The sequence below is a fragment of the Butyricimonas faecalis genome, from assembly GCF_003991565.1.
Taxonomy (GTDB): Bacteria; Bacteroidota; Bacteroidia; order Bacteroidales; family Marinifilaceae; genus Butyricimonas; species Butyricimonas faecalis.
This window is the reverse complement of record NZ_CP032819.1, coordinates 3,454,617-3,473,701: the sequence shown is the minus strand read 5'-3', so window position 1 is coordinate 3,473,701 and position 19,085 is coordinate 3,454,617. Positions and strand designations below refer to the sequence as shown.

13 protein-coding genes are annotated in these 19,085 nt (G+C 39.6%); 1 reads left to right on the top strand and 12 read right to left on the bottom strand.

The genetic code is table 11. The features are described from left to right. Nucleotides 1-7: 7 nt before the first annotated feature. From D8S85_RS14680 to D8S85_RS14635, 10 genes are all read right to left on the bottom strand, one after another. A complete protein-coding gene (locus D8S85_RS14680; protein WP_106481340.1) occupies nt 8-1,471 on the bottom strand; it encodes a RagB/SusD family nutrient uptake outer membrane protein in 1,464 nt (487 codons plus the stop codon). Nucleotides 1,472-1,474: 3 nt separating this feature from the next. Further along, nucleotides 1,475-4,885 carry a SusC/RagA family TonB-linked outer membrane protein gene (locus D8S85_RS14675; RefSeq protein WP_106481339.1) on the bottom strand — a complete coding sequence of 1,137 codons (3,411 nt, stop codon included), beginning with the start codon at nt 4,883-4,885 and terminating at the stop codon, nt 1,475-1,477. Nucleotides 4,886-5,029: 144 nt separating this feature from the next. Further along, nucleotides 5,030-6,199 (bottom strand): FecR family protein, encoded by a 1,170-nt coding sequence (locus D8S85_RS14670; RefSeq protein ID WP_106481338.1) that lies wholly within the window; start codon nt 6,197-6,199, stop codon nt 5,030-5,032. A gap of 270 nt (nt 6,200-6,469) precedes the next feature. Next, nucleotides 6,470-9,769 carry a golvesin C-terminal-like domain-containing protein gene (locus tag D8S85_RS14665; RefSeq protein ID WP_127075324.1) on the bottom strand — a complete coding sequence of 1,100 codons (3,300 nt, stop codon included), beginning with the start codon at nt 9,767-9,769 and terminating at the stop codon, nt 6,470-6,472. Between the two features lie 30 nt (nt 9,770-9,799). Then, entirely contained in the window at nt 9,800-10,996 is a 1,197-nt protein-coding gene (locus tag D8S85_RS14660; protein ID WP_127075322.1) for a 6-bladed beta-propeller, read from the bottom strand. A gap of 69 nt (nt 10,997-11,065) precedes the next feature. Further along, nucleotides 11,066-11,305, bottom strand: a complete 240-nt coding sequence (locus tag D8S85_RS14655; RefSeq protein ID WP_106481335.1) for a hypothetical protein — start codon at nt 11,303-11,305, stop codon at nt 11,066-11,068. A gap of 72 nt (nt 11,306-11,377) precedes the next feature. After that, a complete protein-coding gene (locus D8S85_RS14650) occupies nt 11,378-12,577 on the bottom strand; it encodes a 6-bladed beta-propeller (protein WP_158641607.1) in 1,200 nt (399 codons plus the stop codon). 64 nt (nt 12,578-12,641) lie between these two features. Continuing rightward, on the bottom strand, nt 12,642-12,875 hold the full coding sequence (locus tag D8S85_RS14645; RefSeq protein ID WP_127075320.1) for a hypothetical protein: 234 nt from the start codon (nt 12,873-12,875) through the stop codon (nt 12,642-12,644). Between the two features lie 57 nt (nt 12,876-12,932). Then, nucleotides 12,933-13,532 (bottom strand): hypothetical protein, encoded by a 600-nt coding sequence (locus D8S85_RS14640; RefSeq protein ID WP_106481332.1) that lies wholly within the window; start codon nt 13,530-13,532, stop codon nt 12,933-12,935. Nucleotides 13,533-13,536: 4 nt separating this feature from the next. Further along, nucleotides 13,537-14,601 (bottom strand): DUF1573 domain-containing protein, encoded by a 1,065-nt coding sequence (locus tag D8S85_RS14635; protein WP_106481331.1) that lies wholly within the window; start codon nt 14,599-14,601, stop codon nt 13,537-13,539. A gap of 767 nt (nt 14,602-15,368) precedes the next feature. Between D8S85_RS14635 and D8S85_RS14630 the strand changes: the two genes are divergently transcribed. After that, nucleotides 15,369-17,000, top strand: coding sequence for a dipeptidase (locus D8S85_RS14630; RefSeq protein ID WP_106481330.1), 1,632 nt, complete (start codon nt 15,369-15,371; stop codon nt 16,998-17,000). 344 nt (nt 17,001-17,344) lie between these two features. On the opposite strand, the gene D8S85_RS14625 is transcribed toward D8S85_RS14630, so the two are convergent. Then, the gene (locus D8S85_RS14625; RefSeq protein WP_106481329.1) at nt 17,345-17,866 is read right to left on the bottom strand and encodes a TlpA family protein disulfide reductase; all 522 of its coding nucleotides are present in this window, start codon (nt 17,864-17,866) and stop codon (nt 17,345-17,347) included. Between the two features lie 98 nt (nt 17,867-17,964). After that, on the bottom strand, nt 17,965-19,050 hold the full coding sequence (locus tag D8S85_RS14620; protein WP_106481328.1) for a thioredoxin family protein: 1,086 nt from the start codon (nt 19,048-19,050) through the stop codon (nt 17,965-17,967). Between the last annotated feature and the right edge of the window lie 35 nt (nt 19,051-19,085).

Here is a 19,085-nt window from a genome sequence, read left to right as displayed (position 1 = left end):
ATCTGAATTAATTACCAAGCTCTGGATTCTGAACGGCTAATGGATTTTTAATCCGTTCATTTTCCGGAATCGGCCAGCAATACTGGTTCTCCGTGAAATTTACATCCGGCTTCAACGTGTATATCCAAGGTTTATTCTGGGCTACACTAGCATCCGTGTCATTTATAAACCGTAAAGCAGCAAAATACTCGCTTCCGTTTTCCAGGAACTGCTCCACCCAAATCTCCTGAAATATAGCCCTTAAAAGAGCTTGTTTGTTACCGGGAGATAAAGCCGGTAAAACCGGATTTGTCCGACACGCCCGCATATCATTTAACGGCTTTAATGCCTCCTCTAAAGAATAATCATCCAAGCGAGCTTTCAGTTCAGCTTCCATCAAATACAACTCCGCATAACGGAAATAATAAGTAGCGTAAGGAGCATCCTTCGTATCATATCTTCCACCATGATACAATTTCACGGGAGTAAAAACCTTCTTCGTATCCCAAGTTTCCGGTGCTCTAGCCGAATCCATTACCACTTCATACCGGGGATCTTCTTTTAACCATCCGGTTGCAATATCAGAATAAGTATTATTATAACCGATATTATACGAATAATCAAACTCGTAAGAAGTCGTGCTAGCAAAATCACCCAAATACCTTGCCCACAAAACCTCTTTTGAATCCCATCCGGCTTTATACATAACAGCAATATCCGTCTCCATCTGCCACGCAGCAGGAGCATCCCGTTTCACAGTTTCAACCAATATCAGAGCATCCTTCAAATCTTGAGTAGATCCCCTCATCACACCCCGGTAAAGTAATATCTTTGCCTTTATCACCTGTGCCATTTGCCGGGATAAATAACGAGAAGTCGTAAAATCCGGCATATTAGCAATAGCATCATCCAAATCCTCAAATATCTTCGTGTAAGATTCACCCACACTTAGACGAGAAACCTGCAAATTACTCAAATTAGACATTTTATCCCGGTATAGAATTCCATAAGCCGAATCATCTGCATCCCACCATCTTCCAAAGAACCAGAATAAATTTATGTAAGCCCAGCCCCGCATACACCGTGCTTCCGCCAACATCTCCTGTTTACGTTCTGGTGTTGGAAATTTATTTTCTGCCAGATTTGAAATAGCCTCAATCGCAGCATTAGCTGAATTTACCAACGTGTAATAAGACTTCCATGTTCCATTCATATCATTGAAACCCTCTTTATACGACATATTAAAATGAGCCGTGTAAGACGAATAAAATCCGCCCTGTGAAGACAACCTACACCAAGTTGCCCCTCCAAACTCGGAACTGGAAGCCACAATTGCATACATTCCGTTAAGAATATTTTTTGCCCCACTATAATCCGTGACGGCATTATCCAGTGTCAAATTATGCTTGGGAACCTGATCCAAAAAATCCTCACATGAAGTAAAGAACACGATCCCCAACAACATGATATAATAACTTAACTTCTTCATCATATCCTATTTTAAAGTTATTTTTATTCCCACATTATAGGTTCTAGCAGACGGGTAACTACTATAATCAATACCCATATTATAAAAAGCACTGTAAGACGTGCTAAAGTTTCCTTGCGGGTCCATACCCGGGTATTTTGTCCAAGTAAATAGATTCGTGGCTTGGAATGTCAGATCAATCGCATCCACGATACTGGACCCGAATAATCGTTTCGGTAAACGATAACTGATATTCAACGCTGATAATCTTAAGAATGAAGCATCATGTACATAACGATCCGTAATAATGGAATTGGAACCCCAGCCATAATACATAGCCCTTGGATAACCTCTGTCTACCCCTGGGTTCATCGTCCATGACTTCAACACATTTTTCGAAACATTATATGCATTAATATCTCCGGCACTACTCTTTTCTTCATCATAAAAACGATCGGCACCAACCGAATACGTGAATGTAGCATTCACCATCAATCCCTTCCAATAAAGCGTTGTCCCAAATCCCCCGAAGAAATCCGGATTCGCATTACCGATTTCCGTACGATCGCCATCTGCCGTAATCTGTCCGTCACCATCCAAATCCATAATATACAAATCACCCGGACGCTCGTAATTATTATTATCCCGGTAATACTGCTGTTGCCCAGTCTCCGGATTAACCGTTTTCAAGGCAACCAACTCTTCATTCGTCCGAATCAAACGTCCCCCGTACTTATACCCGTACAGGATTCCCGTTTTCCCTCCCACTTTGATCTTGAAATAGTCATAAGCTCCGCCCCCGAAATACTCGGCCTCACTATTCAACTTCTCCAATGTCGTAATATTTCTCGCCACATTAAAATCAAAATCCCAAGTCAGGTCTTTTTGTGTATTCTTAATAATATCCACCTTAACATCAAACTCGAATCCTTTATTTTTTAAAGAACCGATATTTTGAGTCACTGAAGAGAAAGAAGAAGAATAAGGAACCGGATCACTATATAACAAATTATCTACCTTCTTCTGATAATACCCTATAGATCCCCGAATACGATCATCCCAAAAACCGTAATCCAAACCAATCTCCTTTTGCACTTGGGACTCCCACTGCAAAATATCATTTCCCAACGAAGAAGGTTTAATTCCCGGAGCATCATTATAAGTTGCCGATCCCATCAACGTACGCCAAGCATAATTGCCTAAATTTTGCGAACCGGTCTTTCCGATAGACGCTCTCAATTTTAAATAAGAAACTATATGAGAATAATCCTTCAAAAAGTTTTCCTCGGAGATTATCCAAGCTAAAGCTCCCGATGGGAAATATCCCCAACGTTTATCCGGTCCGAACTTGGAAGAACCGTCTGCACGGAAAGTAAACGTGGCCAAATAACGATTCTTGAATTTATATTCCAAACGGGCAAATGTTGAAACCAACGTGTTGGAATTATAACTTGAAGCAATCGAATTCTTTGTTGCTGCACTTCCTAAGTTTGTTAACACCTCATCATCTGGAAAATTGGATCCAGAGGCTGATAATCCATCAGATTCGTATTTTTCTATCGAGAAACCCAACAAACCGACTAAATTATGATCTTCCAGTGTTTTAAGATAAGTCAACGTATTATCCCACACGTAAGTATAACTTTCATTTTTAGAAACCGTGGAAGAACTGATACCATCATCATAATATTTACGGTTATAAGTCAAATTCTTATTTATACCATACTTTAAAGTTCCATTTGTTCGTAAAGTAAGACCGGGAATAATATCCCATTCCAAACCTAATGAACCGGTAAAATCCTTCCCTTTTCCTTCCTTAATATTCTTTAATGTAAAAAGAGGGTTCTCCACGTAATAACTGATCATATTAATTGATCCGTCCTCGGTATAGGCTGGGTAGTCCGGACGCATATTCAATATCGTACCGATCATGCCATCTTTATCGTCTGTTACACGGGATGTGGCACGCAACCCCAATTTAAAACGAACAACATCCCGAATAGATGCATCAAAATTAAAGCTACCACCCAACAATTTTGAACTACCGCCTTTCACGATTCCTTTTTGATCTTTATAAAAGAAAGAGGAACTATAAGAAGATTCTTTCGATCCACCGCGGATACCCAAACTATACTCTTGTGTCGCCGCATTATGCGTCATCAAATCCCACCAATCCGTATCTGCCCCATAATAAGCATCTTCCAAGAATAAATCATCCGTTAGCGTTTCCAAATCAAACTGACTGTAATTCGTTTTAGCATTAAATTTTGTCTCATCTATATATTGCCGAGTAAAATAATCCAAACTTCCTCTTGTAAAGAAACTGGCTCGTACGGATGCTTTCGACAAAGCAATATACTCCTCGGCATTCAACACCCCGAAATCATTCGCGTTCATGGTCTGAATCCCGTAACGGGCAGAGAACTCCAACGTGGGTTTCATCCCTTTTTTACCCCGTTTCGTTGTCACAAGAACCACTCCATTGGCAGCCCTTGAACCGTATATGGCTGTTGCTGACGCATCTTTAAGAATATCTATCGTCTCGACATCTGTCAGATTCAGATTATACAACGTGTTCGAAATATTTCCTGATGTTCCAGCAGAATATTCCGGAACCCCGTCAATCACCCACAACGGCTGCGAATCTCCCGACAAGGATGATGATCCTCGGATAATTACCGACACCGGAGAAGTAGGGGACGCAGAACTGATCATCACGTTTACTCCTGGAGCCCGTCCCTGTAACATCGATTGAATGGAAGCGCCCATTGGAGCCGTCTCAATCTCCTTTTTCCCAAGCCGGGAAACAGCTCCCGTCATATCTTTCGCTTTCGTAGTACCGTAACCGACAGCCACAACCTCGTCCAAACGATTTATTTCCTCCTCCAATACCACATTGATAACCGTATTATTCCCGACAGTCACATATTTCGTCTGCATTCCTACAAAAGAGAAACGTAAACGCACATTATTCATTTCCGGATAAGTTAATACATAATTTCCATTAACGTCCGTCACTACTCCCATCGTGGTACTGTCAATCATCACAGATACCCCAGGCAAAGGCAATCCCTCCTTGTCCATTACCCGGCCTTTTACTTGTTTCTCCTTTTTCACGTTCTGTTGTAACGGCATCTCTTTCAATGGTACTATCACAACATTCATACCCACCACATTAAATGTCAAACTAGACCCTTTCAGGCACTCTTTCATTACATCCCGAATATCTGTATCCTTTAAATCCAAAGTCAGATTACGCACAGATTCTATTTGACTATTCTGATAAACAAACCTATAATCCGTAGATTGTTCCAGAATATCCATCACCTTTTCAAGCGATGCTTTCTCAACCCGTAAAGAAACTTTGGCGTATTGCCCGAACACCGTAGCTGAAACCGGAACAACACCTAGAAACAGAAAAAATGCTAGCAATCTCATTGTTAACAACCTTTTTAATAGCCATCTTATCCAAAGATGGACACAACTACCTGTTTTTTTCATACATTTGTAAAGTTTTAAAGTATAACAATTCCGGTTTAACCGGATCCAGAGGACGAGGTAGTGCCAATACCTTGTCCTTTTCTATTTACGTCTCACGAAAATATTTTTCCCTTTTATTTCAAAATCCGTATCCCCCGTCATCCGCAAAAGATCAATAATCTCCTCAAAATGTTCAAACCGCTTCATGTTTCCCGTAAACACAACATCTTTCCGAGAAACATCTTCATAAAAAACCTCCACATCATACCAACGAGCCAACGTGTTCAACACCTCTTCCAAACGTTGTTTACGAAATACAAAATTCCCATCTTTCCAAGCGGTATATAAATTAACATCCACACTTTTCCTAACCAGCTCCCCTTTGCTCGTAAGAATTGCTTGTTCTCCGGGGAAGAGTTCCAGACTCTTGTCTTTCCCTGAAATAAATTTAACTTTCCCCGAAACAAGCGTGGTCATTTGTTTATCCTCATCCAAGTAATATCGAGCATTAAACTCGGTTCCGAGTACCTCTATCCGATTCCCTTCCATCTCCACACGAAAAGGCCTATTCTCATCCCGCTTTACTTTAAAATAAGCCTCTCCCACTAGGAAAACCCGACGCTCTGATTCTTCAAATTTCACGGGGTAACGGAATTTTGTCTCCGAATTAATATACACTTCAGTTCCATCTTCCAGCACGAGAGAAAATTCACCACCTCTTGGAACTCTCAACTCATGGTATGCTAACTTTCCGTCTGAATCCTTACTTTCATAACGAATCCCTGCATTCCCCTTTATGATTGTCACTCCATCTTGATCCGATAATATCGAATTTTCCTCTTTCCCGTCAAGAGGCAGATGTTGTCCGTCTGCCAGAATCAATTCGGCCTTTATGCTACCCGGATTAATACGGACTTCTGAATGTAACGGCATTTGGGAAGATTTTTCCGGCAGTAAATACATCACGAAAAAAATACTGGAAATAACAAACACGACAACAGCAGCATATCGGATACAATACGTGATCCACGACCTCTTCCCCCCGGTTGCCCGATCCACTCGTTTCCAAGCAGAATTCTTGTGCAACTTCTTAACTAACTGAATTCGTTGTTGAGAATCTCTCTGATTACGAATCTTTTCAAACAATAATTTATTATCTTCCCTCTCATCCAACCATTGTTCCAAAGTTAATCGCTCCTTATCGGAAAGCTCTCCATGCAAATCTTTCACGATCAAATAAGGTATATGCAAATAATTCGTCAAATCTCTCATTATTCCTTCGTTTAATAAGAGAACAAAAATGGATCTAATAAAAAAATAGAAAACTGTTATTTTACTGACAACAAGAGATATACTAAATTTAGAAAAAGATTATTTATCTTTAAATAGAAATATCATTAAACGAACGTTTATTCATATTTTTAATCCGTCATTCCCCGCACTTTATTTTACTGCTTTCTCCTCTTTTTTACAAACAACCAAAGCAAATCTACTCATATTACAATTCACCCTCTTATCTGGGTGAAAGATAAAATAAAAAAATTATTCTCTTATTCGAACCCACTTGACCGCATCTGCAAAAACTCGCTGTCCTTCAACGCCTTTATCTGACAACTCTAATTTTGCTTCTCCTTTATTAAAACGAAAATTTCCTAAAGAAAGCCATTCCACGTTCCTTCGGGGATTCATCTTTTGTTGAATCTCTTCCACTCCTTCTGCATGATGCAACGTGTAATATTGATACACCCGGGGCAAAGAATGCACTCCCGATATAAACGTAAATATAGAAGATGCAGCGTAATCACTTTGATTCGCCACGAACACCTCGTATAATCCGTTTTCGGGAAGATTTGCCCGCCAGATTGCCTTGGATTCCCCAGTCCCACAAATTTTGTAATAAGCGGAACGTTCGGGTTCTCCATAAAAAATTTTATTATAAACAAGACGCCACATCCCGGGGGCCGAAATTGGTTTTCTATACTTTCCTTTCTCTTTATTTCCATGAAAAAATGCATACATCTTGTTTCGTGAAGCAGCGTCCACTAACGAGAACCCCGAATCTTGATTATCCACAACGATTTCATCATTCAATTTTCTAAAATACTTCGAATCAATTTCCCGTTCGCCACTTGTACATTCCATAATAATTTCATTTTCAACATCACAATTCACCCAAATGTCCATCGGGCGATTTCCGGATATATTTGTACAATATCCTACATACAATGGCTTCTTATCACATGGTAACCATATTTCCATCGCTTTTCCTGCCGGAAGATAATAATCCTTTAGCACCTCTTCTTTAGACATATAGCCTAATAATCCTCCAAAAGAAAATATACCATCTGTCTTTCCCGAATTCAACACTTTACAGGAAATCTGAAACCCGGAATACTCGTCTGTCTCTATTTTCCTCATCTTTGCATCCCTTACTTCAAAAACTGGTAATCCCTCTACCATGTATATTTCCCTAAAGAAAGGCTCAAAATCTACCCCTAAAGAATCCCGAAACATTGTCTCAAAATCATCAAGAGAAAATTCTCGAAAACGACTAAAGGAAGAAGCCTGCTCCAAAAATCGTTTGAATTTTTCTTCTGGTACTTGCATAGAGATCCTTTTACGTAGGTAAGTACACTTTAACTTCACCATTTGTTCTAACAACTCAAGCGACAAATTACGATCTTTTGCTGCATCTTCCAACGTCCTTGATAAGAAATAATCCGATGCAGACATTTCTACATATTGATTAAAAACTTGATATGATATTCGATCTCCTAAACTTTCCCAAGGGGAATGAAAAAAAGTACTAAAAAAAATATCCATTAAAGGGTACTTTTCCGAGCGAACATTTCGCACATAATAAGTTGAGAGCGGAAAAATGTAAAGAGGATTTTCCACTTCTTCCATTTCACTGAGATCTTCTGATAATTGCATTTTTCCTGGTTTAAAACTAGTACGCCGAAAAGAGAGTAAAGGATGTTGGAAATTACCTCCCGTCCATCTCCAAAACACACTCTCCAATTTAATTCCAGCCTTTATCGCTTTTTTAAAATTCGATGAAACCATCGTAACTGCATATTCCGGTAGTAAAAGTAATTCCGGCTGAACTCGATCACTCCCACCTTTCTGCTTACGAAAATACGATGCGAAAGGTAGGGCCGTTTCTACCAATGTCAATCGTTTAAAAAAATATCCCGTTCCATTCTCACGTAAAAAAGCCGTACTCGTCTTCAATACTTCAACGATATTAAACTCCGGATCATCAAAATCTTCCGAAAAAAAATCATGTCCACGAAAATAATACAACGAGTATAACACAGAATCTACCATAACAGACCTCTTCTCGTAATCTCCTGCACAAAACGTGATACCCGTCAAACGCTCTTCATTCGTGAATCGCAACGTATCCCCATGTCGTGTTTGAGCTCCTTGTGAAATGACCGTTCGATCTGTTTCTCCCACCACGGACAACGTGTATCGCGTAAAATTCTTTCGTGTATCCCAAGGCATTACAGGATTTACTGGCGAACACGTTACCGGATACCACAAACACTCCGGAATCAACAAGGTTTGTTTCTCTCCCCAAAAAACGTTTTGTTTTCCCAATCGGAAAAATCCAATATCCCCGGAAGTCCGGTAATACTCTTCATCCGGAATATCCAAGTAACAGATACGACCGTCTATCTTCCCGGCATACACCACTTGTAATTTTACACTATCTTTCACGCCAAGTGGCACATCCACGGTCAATACTTGATGATCTCTAACGAAAGGAACTTCCTGTCCCCTAACCATTACTCGTTTCACTGCCAAACCCGGATTTAAAAACAACAACAGACGGTTCATCTTTTCTCCCGTCGTATTTTTCAACATCAACTCACAATCGCCCGTAAAACAATCCCCTGATTGCCGAAAAACCAGAGACAACGACTCCAAGTCTCCCGTCGGTTCCTCAATATATCGCTCGAATGTTCGAACATATTCTTTCCGCACATCTATCTCCCCTATATGCGGTAAAAAATACAAAACTCCCATGCAAGCCCAAAGAATAATACAAACCATACCCACCATCCTCGTATTTTTCACCGATTTGAAACAATTCGGTAAACGATTTGCAAAACCGATTGCCAGAAACAGCAAACCAGTTCCTCCCAATAACCACGCCAAACGTTGCAAAAGATAACACCACAGATTCACGTGTCCTGTCACATCCGAAAACATATTCGGGAGAGCACGCGTTGTAAAATCAAAAAAACCATTGCCTATATCATACAAATACAACCCGACAACACCAAAAACGAGTATTAAAACCAGAGATACCACCACCCGATTTTTCCCCCATACCAAAAGCGACATTGCCATTCCCACCGACAACACGAAGCCGGGCAACACTAACGTCACAAAATAAAAAACATATATCCAGAAAGAAAATTGAGAATCACTCGCAAAAAGATTCACCAACATCGAAAATACCATAGAGACTAGACAGGTCAAAAAGACAACCCTTGCGATTCCCAACACCTGTCCGAAACTTCGCTCCACGTTACTTATCGGGTGAACCAACAAGGATGCTTCCGTATCCCGTTTTTCCCGATTCAAGACTTCATGCACGGCAAAAATCACGAACAACACCTGCACGATGTTAAAACACAAGGCTTGAAAATAAGGGAAAGACGAAGGTAAAGCCATCCAATACCACTCGTTTCTCACAAAATTACCCTGAATAAACAATTGTGATACATTAATACCCACAACAATCAAGGCGAACAACTTAAATATCCACCCCCGACGAAACTGTATCGCTTCGTACTTTGCCATTAATTTAATATAACTGACATCCATAATTACAATTTTTAATAACAACATTACAAACTACCGAAACTTATAACTGATTATAACAAAGGCATCTCCATCATTCTCTTTATATATTTTGATTATATCCGGATGTTTCCGACAAAATTCATCCCATCCCGAAAGTGATAAATGTTCTTTCAAACGATCTATCTTTCGGGTAAAATCCTGCGGACGATAATAAAAATTGAAATAACAATCATCAAAATACAAATCACTCCAAGCCTGGAAGTAAGTTGATGGGAAAAGACGAGATTGGGGAGACGATGGAAACAAGATATCATCATCAACAAAAACATAATTAGAAGTCTTTCCATTGGATTTATCATGAACAAAATAATAATACCTCGTCTTAAAAAAATACTCCCCGATCACATACTTCTGATTTTCTTTCAATTTAACATGTATTATACCCGCCTTTTGAACAGCTTTACCGCAATCTGTGAGTAATAATTCCATATCAAGAAGAGTTGTATGTTTCCCCTTATCCAAGCAATAACAAGGAATCACACGATTTTTCTCCACAGAATAAACATGGCTATCATAAACATTATACAATCTAATACAACCATCATATGTATAAGAACTATATTCTTCACCTTGCTCACGTCCCACCAAAGAAAAAAACTGAAGAACCGTATGACCATCAGTATTTGTAATCTTTAGCCAATATTTATCAGAATTTTTATTTCCCTGTTGTTGATACATACGCCACAAATACAAATCATTACCTACACCTCCTTGTAGACTGAAACCTGTTGTCCGCATTCCTGTAGAATTCTCTATCTTTCTACGAAAATTCAATTTTCCATCTAACGAATAATTCAAATAAGCCCTAGTTACATAAACACCTAATGTTCCATCTGGTTCCAACTGAATCCCATTAATGCCAACTCTCTTATCAAAATCCACGTTATTCCCGATCCGTTGCAAGAAATGACCGTATCTATCAAACACCGCAATATAACGCTCTTCCATTTTTATCTCCAATAAAGCAATAAATTGATCTCCAACTTCTAAAATATCGAGCATCCTGTCATAGGAACAACCATTTAACGAGAATATTCGATAGCCATCAAATAATTCAGATGTTCTTAACGTTATTGCCTCTTCGGGACAAAGACGGATCACGGGTACAACAAGAGAAGACTCTTGGCTATATCCATTTTGTAAAAATAAACACAATTGTAAATAAATAAACAGCACCCTAAAATTCATTATATTTAATATTTTAAAAGCCAAACGATTCTCCTTCAAAGAAAAGAATTCATTTGGCATCAATTTTATTTACAAATCTTCCTCCATAAACTCACACATATTACCAAACCACCCTGGATTACAGACGCAATACCCGTAATAAGCATCCCATTCCAAATTATAATCAAGCACAACAAAACGGCCATGGTCTGAACAAAACATTTTAACATCATATATTCCTGCAAACCACCTCGGCTCGTTAAACGACATCAAAACAAATGCTCCCGCAACTCCAAGAAGCACGACTAATTTTTTCACTTGCTTTTTCATAGTTTTAAAGTATAAAGTAAATCATCCGTACCAACCTCGCCTAGTACTGGCTATATTACACCGTTCGCCCCGCTATCGAAACTTGTAACTGATAATAACAAAAGCATCTCTATCATTCTCTTGATATATTTTGATGATATCCGGATGTTTCCGACAAAATTCATCCCATGCCGAAGGTGATAAATGTTCTTTCAAACGATCAACCTTTCGGATAAAAGCCTGAGGACGATAATAAAAATAGATATAGTGATTATCAAATTTATTCCAATTATCAAAATAAACTGACGGGAAATATTTAATCGGGAAAGACAAAGAGAACAAAATATCATCATCTATCGAAACATAATTACAAGTCTTTCCATTTGACTTATCATGTACAAAATAATAATACCGTTCTTTCCAAAAATAACTGCCCATTACATATTTTCGATTTTCGTTTACATCTATACTATGTAAACCAGCTTCCAGATTCGCTTTCTCTTTGTCTTTACACCACAATTCAAAATCAAGAAGAACTGAATGTTGGCCCTTATCAACATAATAACTTGGGCTTATTTGATCCCCTTCCACGGAATAAATATAACTGTCATAAACATTATACAATTTGATCGTATCCCGATAACGATAAAAAGAACCTTTATCACTGTTTTTCAATCCCTTCAAGGGGAAAAATTGCCGAACAAGACGACCGTCAGTCGTCATAACTTTTAACCAATAACTTTCGGAATAATTTTTACCTTGTCGATAACGTCGACACCATAAATACAAATCATTCCCCACACGCCCTTTCAAAGCAAAATCCTCGTCCCAAATACCGGTTGTATTTTTTATTGCCCGGCGATAATTCAATTTCCCTTCCAGCGAGTAGTTTAAGTACTCCGGATTCGAAGAAGCATAAGCTCCAAGCGTCCCGTTTGACTCAAAAAATATATCATGAACGTAATGATACTTGTCACAATCATCATTACTTCCTATCTTTCGTTTAAAATTTCCAGATTTATCAAACTCTGCAATATAATTATTACCAAGGCTTATCTCAAACAAAGCAATAAATCGGTCATCCAGTTCTAAAATATTTTTCACCCACGTGTAAGAACACCCCTTTAACGACATTACCCGGTAACCGGTGAACAATTCCGACATCTTTAACGTCTGAGCCTCTTCCGGACAAAGACGAATCACAGGTACATCGGAAGATTTCACTTGCCCATAGCCTCTTTCCAAAAGAAAGAAATAGACAAAACAAAAAAACAAAAGTCTAATATTCATCATACTCTTAAAAATAAAATCAAATGGTAATTTCCACCAGGAAACAACCATTTAATACACTCAATTTTTATTCCGGCATAAATTCACAACGATCGCCAAACCAACCATTACGGCATTCACAATACCCATAATAAGCATGCTTGTTAGGCTGATAATCAATTTCAACAAAACGCCCATTAGGTCCACAATACGTCACGATATCAACGGCATCATCAAACCACCTCGGTTCATTAAACGACATTAAAACAAACGCTCCCGCAACTCCAAGAAACACCACTAATTTTTTCACTTGCTTTTTCATAGTTTTAAAGTATAAAGTAAATCATCCGTACCAACCTCGCCTGGTACATGGCTATATCTATTTTAAATAATCATCCCGGATCAATTTCATATAATTATTCAACACGCTCAACGTATGATCATTCAATATCAAATAAGCCTGTACCTGCCGTTGAGTTCCAACGTGAAAAATTGCGGTTTCTCGTCCTAATCTATTCCCTAAAGGTCCAGTTTCAAATACTCGATACGGGTAAGTTTTCAATATCTCAAATAAAGCCGGATCACATTTCTCATCGGCAACGACAACCAACCGAGACGGGTCCACATCCTTACACGTATTCAACATATAACTTAATCGTTGATCCCATAATTTATCTGTCATATCACCAGCGATGTAAAGCACCATGCAATCCCGCAAATCATCATGAATACTATCCGACCTTTCATTTGTTTGAATCCTGATGATTGAATCGCCATCCCACCATTTCTTTTTATACGTTTCGAAAAGTAATCTTAATAGGAAATCCGTACCCTCGTGCATTCTCTCGATCCCCATTTCCCGGTAATGACACGTCTCCCGCCAATAGTTTCTCGAAGCTGTCAAATAATTTACATATATCCCTCCGGCAATAATAATCACCAGAAACACAATAAAACTTATATCCGGTTTCTTTTTCATTACTTTAATTATTAGTACAACGTAATTGTATCTCGTGAGGCGAATCCGGCAAATTGGAAAATACATACGCCTTTTTATAAACCCGTCCTTCCCCCGTTGTTTTATATTTAACCCTTATCACTCCGGCTTTCCCGGGCAACAAAGGCATTCGATTCCACGAAAAAGACAAACAATTGCAACTTGTTTCTATGGCAGAAATAATTATCGGAGAATCAAACGAATTCCGGTAAACAATATCAAACTTGGTCTCTTTATCATCCGCCTCCCTTGTAAAATCATAATGATCAGCAAAAAGCCGTTTCTTTTCCCCATTAGTCTCTCGTGTCTCCCCGAATTCCATTTGAGCGAGATACTCGCAATAAAGTAACTTATCTAAATCATCTAAATTCCTTAACGCCCTTTCTTTGTACTCAAAGGCTTGCTTATCATCTCCAAAGAAGGTGCAATATCGCCATCCGAGATAAAGATTCATAAAATAAGGTTCCGTATCCAATGACTTCTTTACCCGGAGCATCCCATTCTGCAAGATTATCGTATCCGTATCCGGGCAAGTTAATTGAAATGCTGCCTGCAAAACATTCTCAAAAAAAGAATAGAAATCCGAAGAATACGACGTGTAAAGAGGTACATTCAAACGAGGAGGCACATTCTGTCCCCGTTCCAACAATTGTAACACAGACGATAATCCTTCGGCTCCAATAAATCCCGTATGCAAATATTCTATTCGCATACTACTATCTGCTATGATCAGTGTCGGGGTAGACAGCGAACGTAGAACTTGAGGAATCAATGCATTCTTCTCGTCAGTAATTTCCAATTGCCACACACGAAAGTTTCTATTCAATTTTTCTACTAACATTTTATCTCCAGCCCAATCATCTTTTGTCGCTTCACACACACTACAATCCTTTGAGGCTAATAAGATTAAGACTTTCTTCCCATCTAATCGCATGACATCCAGAACCTCACGGAAATTCCCTTGTCGAACCTGCACGGGAAACAAATCCCGACATGAACTGCAAAACAAAACCATCAAAACGATACTCAAATAACCACCTCTTTTTTTCATTGCATGTACTTTTAGTATTAAAAAAACCTACTCGTCCTTCGAAATGAATAATAAACACTAACACCAAGCTTCTCTCCAGCCTGATTCCCCAAAATGAATACTAAATTATCTCCCCCGAGAATTACATTTATACTAATACAATCCACACCTACATTCGGGTGAAAAAGAATACAAAAAAAGACGTGTCAAAACTCTTTTTTCACATAAAACTCCTCCGTCAGCTTCACTACACCTCCTATAAATAGGGGCTTCAACGCAAGTTCGATATAAGGATCAAATTATTTTTTTGAGTATTACAAGCATAGCGATAAAAGCATTCGGTATGTATTGTATCATTTCATACTATATAGATGCCCTATTAAAACAACAGAACGATAACAAATCCGGATCACTAGCAGATCTCTACCGTGTATAAAATTTTTAGTAAGCTATTAGAATGCTATTAAAACGCTATTCTGTATAGCGTTTTAATAGGGTTTTAATAGCGTTCTAATAGCGTTTTACACGGTAGTGATCCGAATGTAATCATATTTTTATCTTGATTTCGTGTATTAAATCGGACTATATACCGGATTACTTTCCCATAACTATCTCTTCTAAGTGTTGAACTAAGATCATGTTTCCGCTTACAAATACTAAACAATAAAATTTTTTGTATATATTGCCACCAGGTATAGATGGAGTCGGTTAGACAATATATATCATAGCTATTTAATAACTTAGAGAACAAAAACACATCATCACAAAACAAAAAAATCATATCGCACATGAAAACCTTCTTTTTACTTCTAGTAGCAGCCTTCCTTTTTTCCCAAACAGGAAAAGCTTGCACGATCATCGTGGCCGGGAAAAAAGCCACGGTCGATGGTAGTGTATTAAACTCTCACACGGACGCAGGTGCTGATTGTCGTATTCGGGTGGTACCGGGCCAGAAATTCCCCAAAGGGAGCATGGCACCCGTGTATTACGGCATACAGCGGGTTGACCTTCCTCTGGATGACAACGGGGAAATCTTAGGCTATATCCCACAAGTTGAACAAACCTACACGTATTTCCAATCGGCCTACTCTCACATCAACGAGTACCAGCTATGTATCGGGGAAAGCACCACGAGCCAACGCCCCGAATTACAAGTATCCAAGGGAGAAGGGAAACAGATCATGACCGTGGAGCAGGCGATGATCTTTGCCTTACAACGCTGTAAGACAGCAGAAGAGGCCCTTACACTCATCACCTCTCTCATGGAAAAATACGGGTTTCTCCCCTCTTGCGGACCGGAATCGGAATGCCTCACAATTGCAGATCCGGAAGGAGTATGGGTACTCGAACTTTTCAGTGTCGGTAAAGACTGGACACCGGAAAGTGGCAAGCCGGGAGTGATCTGGGCCGCACAACGAGTGCCGGATGACGAAATCGCCATTATCCCCAACTGGAGTATTATCAAAGAGATCGACCTCTCCAAGCCGGAACAATTCCGAGCCTCCTCCAACTACCAACAGGTAGCTATTGAAAATGGCTGGTATTCCCCGGAAAGCGGACAACCTTTCGTTTGGCAGGATGTATATGCCCCGACTCCCAGAGAATGGGCCACGAACCGTTTTTGGTTATTCGTCAACACTTTTGCACCCTCCCTCGACCCGATCCCGTCCAGACGCACCAACAATCCGTTCGACAACCTGAACCAGTATATCCAATACGTGGAGCCGCTTAGCGTGTACCCGTTCTCCTTTAAACCGGAACGACAAGTATCCGTGAAAGATTTCATGGACTTCCAACGTTCCACTTTCTCGGGAACTATCTATGATAAAGAGAATGATGCCGTCTGGTATTACCCGGACAAGAACGGGAACATGGTGAAAAGTAAACTGGCCACCCCTTTCCCCTCCGGTGAAACGCAAAAGTTAATGAAGACTACCCGCAGACGCCTAGTAGCACGGGTTGACGGGGAATACGGCATGGTTGCCCAGCTCCGTTCGGATCTTCCCCGGGAAATCGGTGGAATATACTGGGTTTTCCAAGACAATGCCTACACGTCGCCATACCTGCCTATCTTCACGGGAGTGACCCACGTACCGGAAGTCTATTCCACGTATAACCCCAAAGAATACTCGGACAATTCCGCCCGCTGGGCCATCGACTTTGTCGATAACTTACTCTATCTGAATTGGCAGGATGGAAAAAAGGATTTAGACGCCGCACGGACTCCCATGGAACAATCCTTCTTCGAACGTAACGCTGAAATCGAGAAAGAATTCATCGCCTTGCAAAAGAAAAATCCCAAGAAAGCAATAGAATTACTCAATAAATACACGCAGGAATGTGCCGACACGATCATGCAAACCTACGTACAACTCAGAAACACATTGATCACGAAATACACGAACAATAGGATGAGGTAAAAGTGACGAATCCGAAAAGAATTATATTATACACTTGTTCGCACTTGCCTTAGGACTAAGCTAGGGATGGGCTATGACAAGAAGCAAGCAACTACACAACACAAACACAGCATGAACAATCTTCAATGTACTTGCTGTGTTTGTGTTGTATGTTCTATTCTAAAAAAGTTGACTTATCCAACAAGTAAACTTATGCCAGTACCCCAAAAAATCCAGTATGATGTCAATCTCGTCCAAAATAATTTAATCTTTGGCTTCATCTTTTCTAAAAACCGTTCCCACATTTCCAAAAATAAAAGAAGGCTAAAACAAGATTCTCCTAGATTTATAAAAAACTGCTACCATTACATTCCTTTCAAGTCTTCTAGCATCTTTTCAAACCTAGAATCGGAAGGTTTTGGCAATTTCAAGTCCACAATCCGTCCCTTTTTATCCAACAATATTAACCGGGGAATCGCTCTCACTCGAAAAGCAATCATCGAAGATTCATCACCCGCAATCCACCACTGGTTACCACGCATTTTTCCCCACCACAACTCATTCCGCCAACGTTGCTCCTCCGTGTCACAAGAAAGACTCACGAAAACGATTTTTTTCTCCTTATATCGTTCAGCCAATTTTGTCAGAGTAGGGAACTCTTGCTTACAAGGGTAACACCACGATGCCCACACGTCAATTACCACGTATTTTCCTCGAAATTGTTTTAAAGACACTTCCCGATTAGCTGTATCACGAAAAACAAAATTCGGAACTCGATCTCCGACTTTCAATTCTGCAGTATCCCGTACTGGCACAAGCCCTGCCTTCATCTGCGCCACCCCCATAACTGGACACAATAAACTAAAAATTATCAACCATTTCTTCATACCAAAGTATTTAATATTTGTACAATATCCTGAGAAATTGAACACTCGATCACCATGTCCTTTTTCATCTACGTTAAATAAAAAGTTTCCTGATTTCTTTACAACCGAGCAATTGCTGTCTTGAAATTACGCAAGGATGCTTTAAGAGTAGACATTTCAACCTGTTCTGCCAACTGTTCGGTCAATGTATCCAATTCTTCTTTCTGCTTGTCGTTCCATTTCCCCTTCAAACTCAGAATCGGCATAAAATACAGATAAGCAATCTTTTCGTCTGCCATTTTCGGGAACACCCTCTTACACATTTCCAACACCTTATCTGTGTTTCCCATTTTCATTCCTTTGATTAACTCTATATACTCGTACAAATAATCCTGTCCAGTTAATTTATAAGCATCCAATGTTTTTTGGATATCTTCAACATCAGCCAAAGTGGCGGTCGTATTTTTTCCACGGATAATCTCCTCCAATTGCAAATCAAATAAAGAAACTAATTTCTTATCTACTTTCTCGACGCCAACACCTTCACGAAATTGCTCCGTGTGTTTCAAGAAATAATTCATATTCCCGGAGCCCATTGGTGACAAACTTATGTCCTCGTAAATAAACCAGTAAGGCTCCGTACATTTCTGGCTATCTTCCAACGAACCAATGATGTCCTGCGCCACGGCTTTCGCTTTATCCAAATCACAAGCCGTAATCAAAGCTTTCGTGTATTTCAACAAGAAATTCATCTCACGATTTCCCGCGACGTATTCGGCTTCCAAATTAGCAGCCGAATTTTCATCAAAAGCGGCATCCACTTTCTGAATAAACTCTTTCCCGTCCAACGTGCCACCGACGACACGTTGCATCAAACTGCCATCCGTCTGCAATACCAGAAAAGTCGGGTAAGCCGTAACCTTATATTTTCGGGCGAGATCCGGTCCTTCCCCTTTCTCCATGTCTACTTTGATACACACAAAACGTTCGTTCATATACTCGCCCACCTCTTTTAAGGGAAGCACCTTCTCCGCCATCATTTTACACGGTCCGCACCATGACGTGTAACAATCCACGAAAACTTTCTTATGCTCGCTCTTCGCTTTCTCCAAGGCTTTCTCCAACGTCAACTCTTGAAAATTAGTCTGTGCGAACACAGACACTATCATCAACATACCAGTAAATAACGATACAAACTTTTTCATGTCCTATAATTTAAAATCTTTAAAACATCAGTACA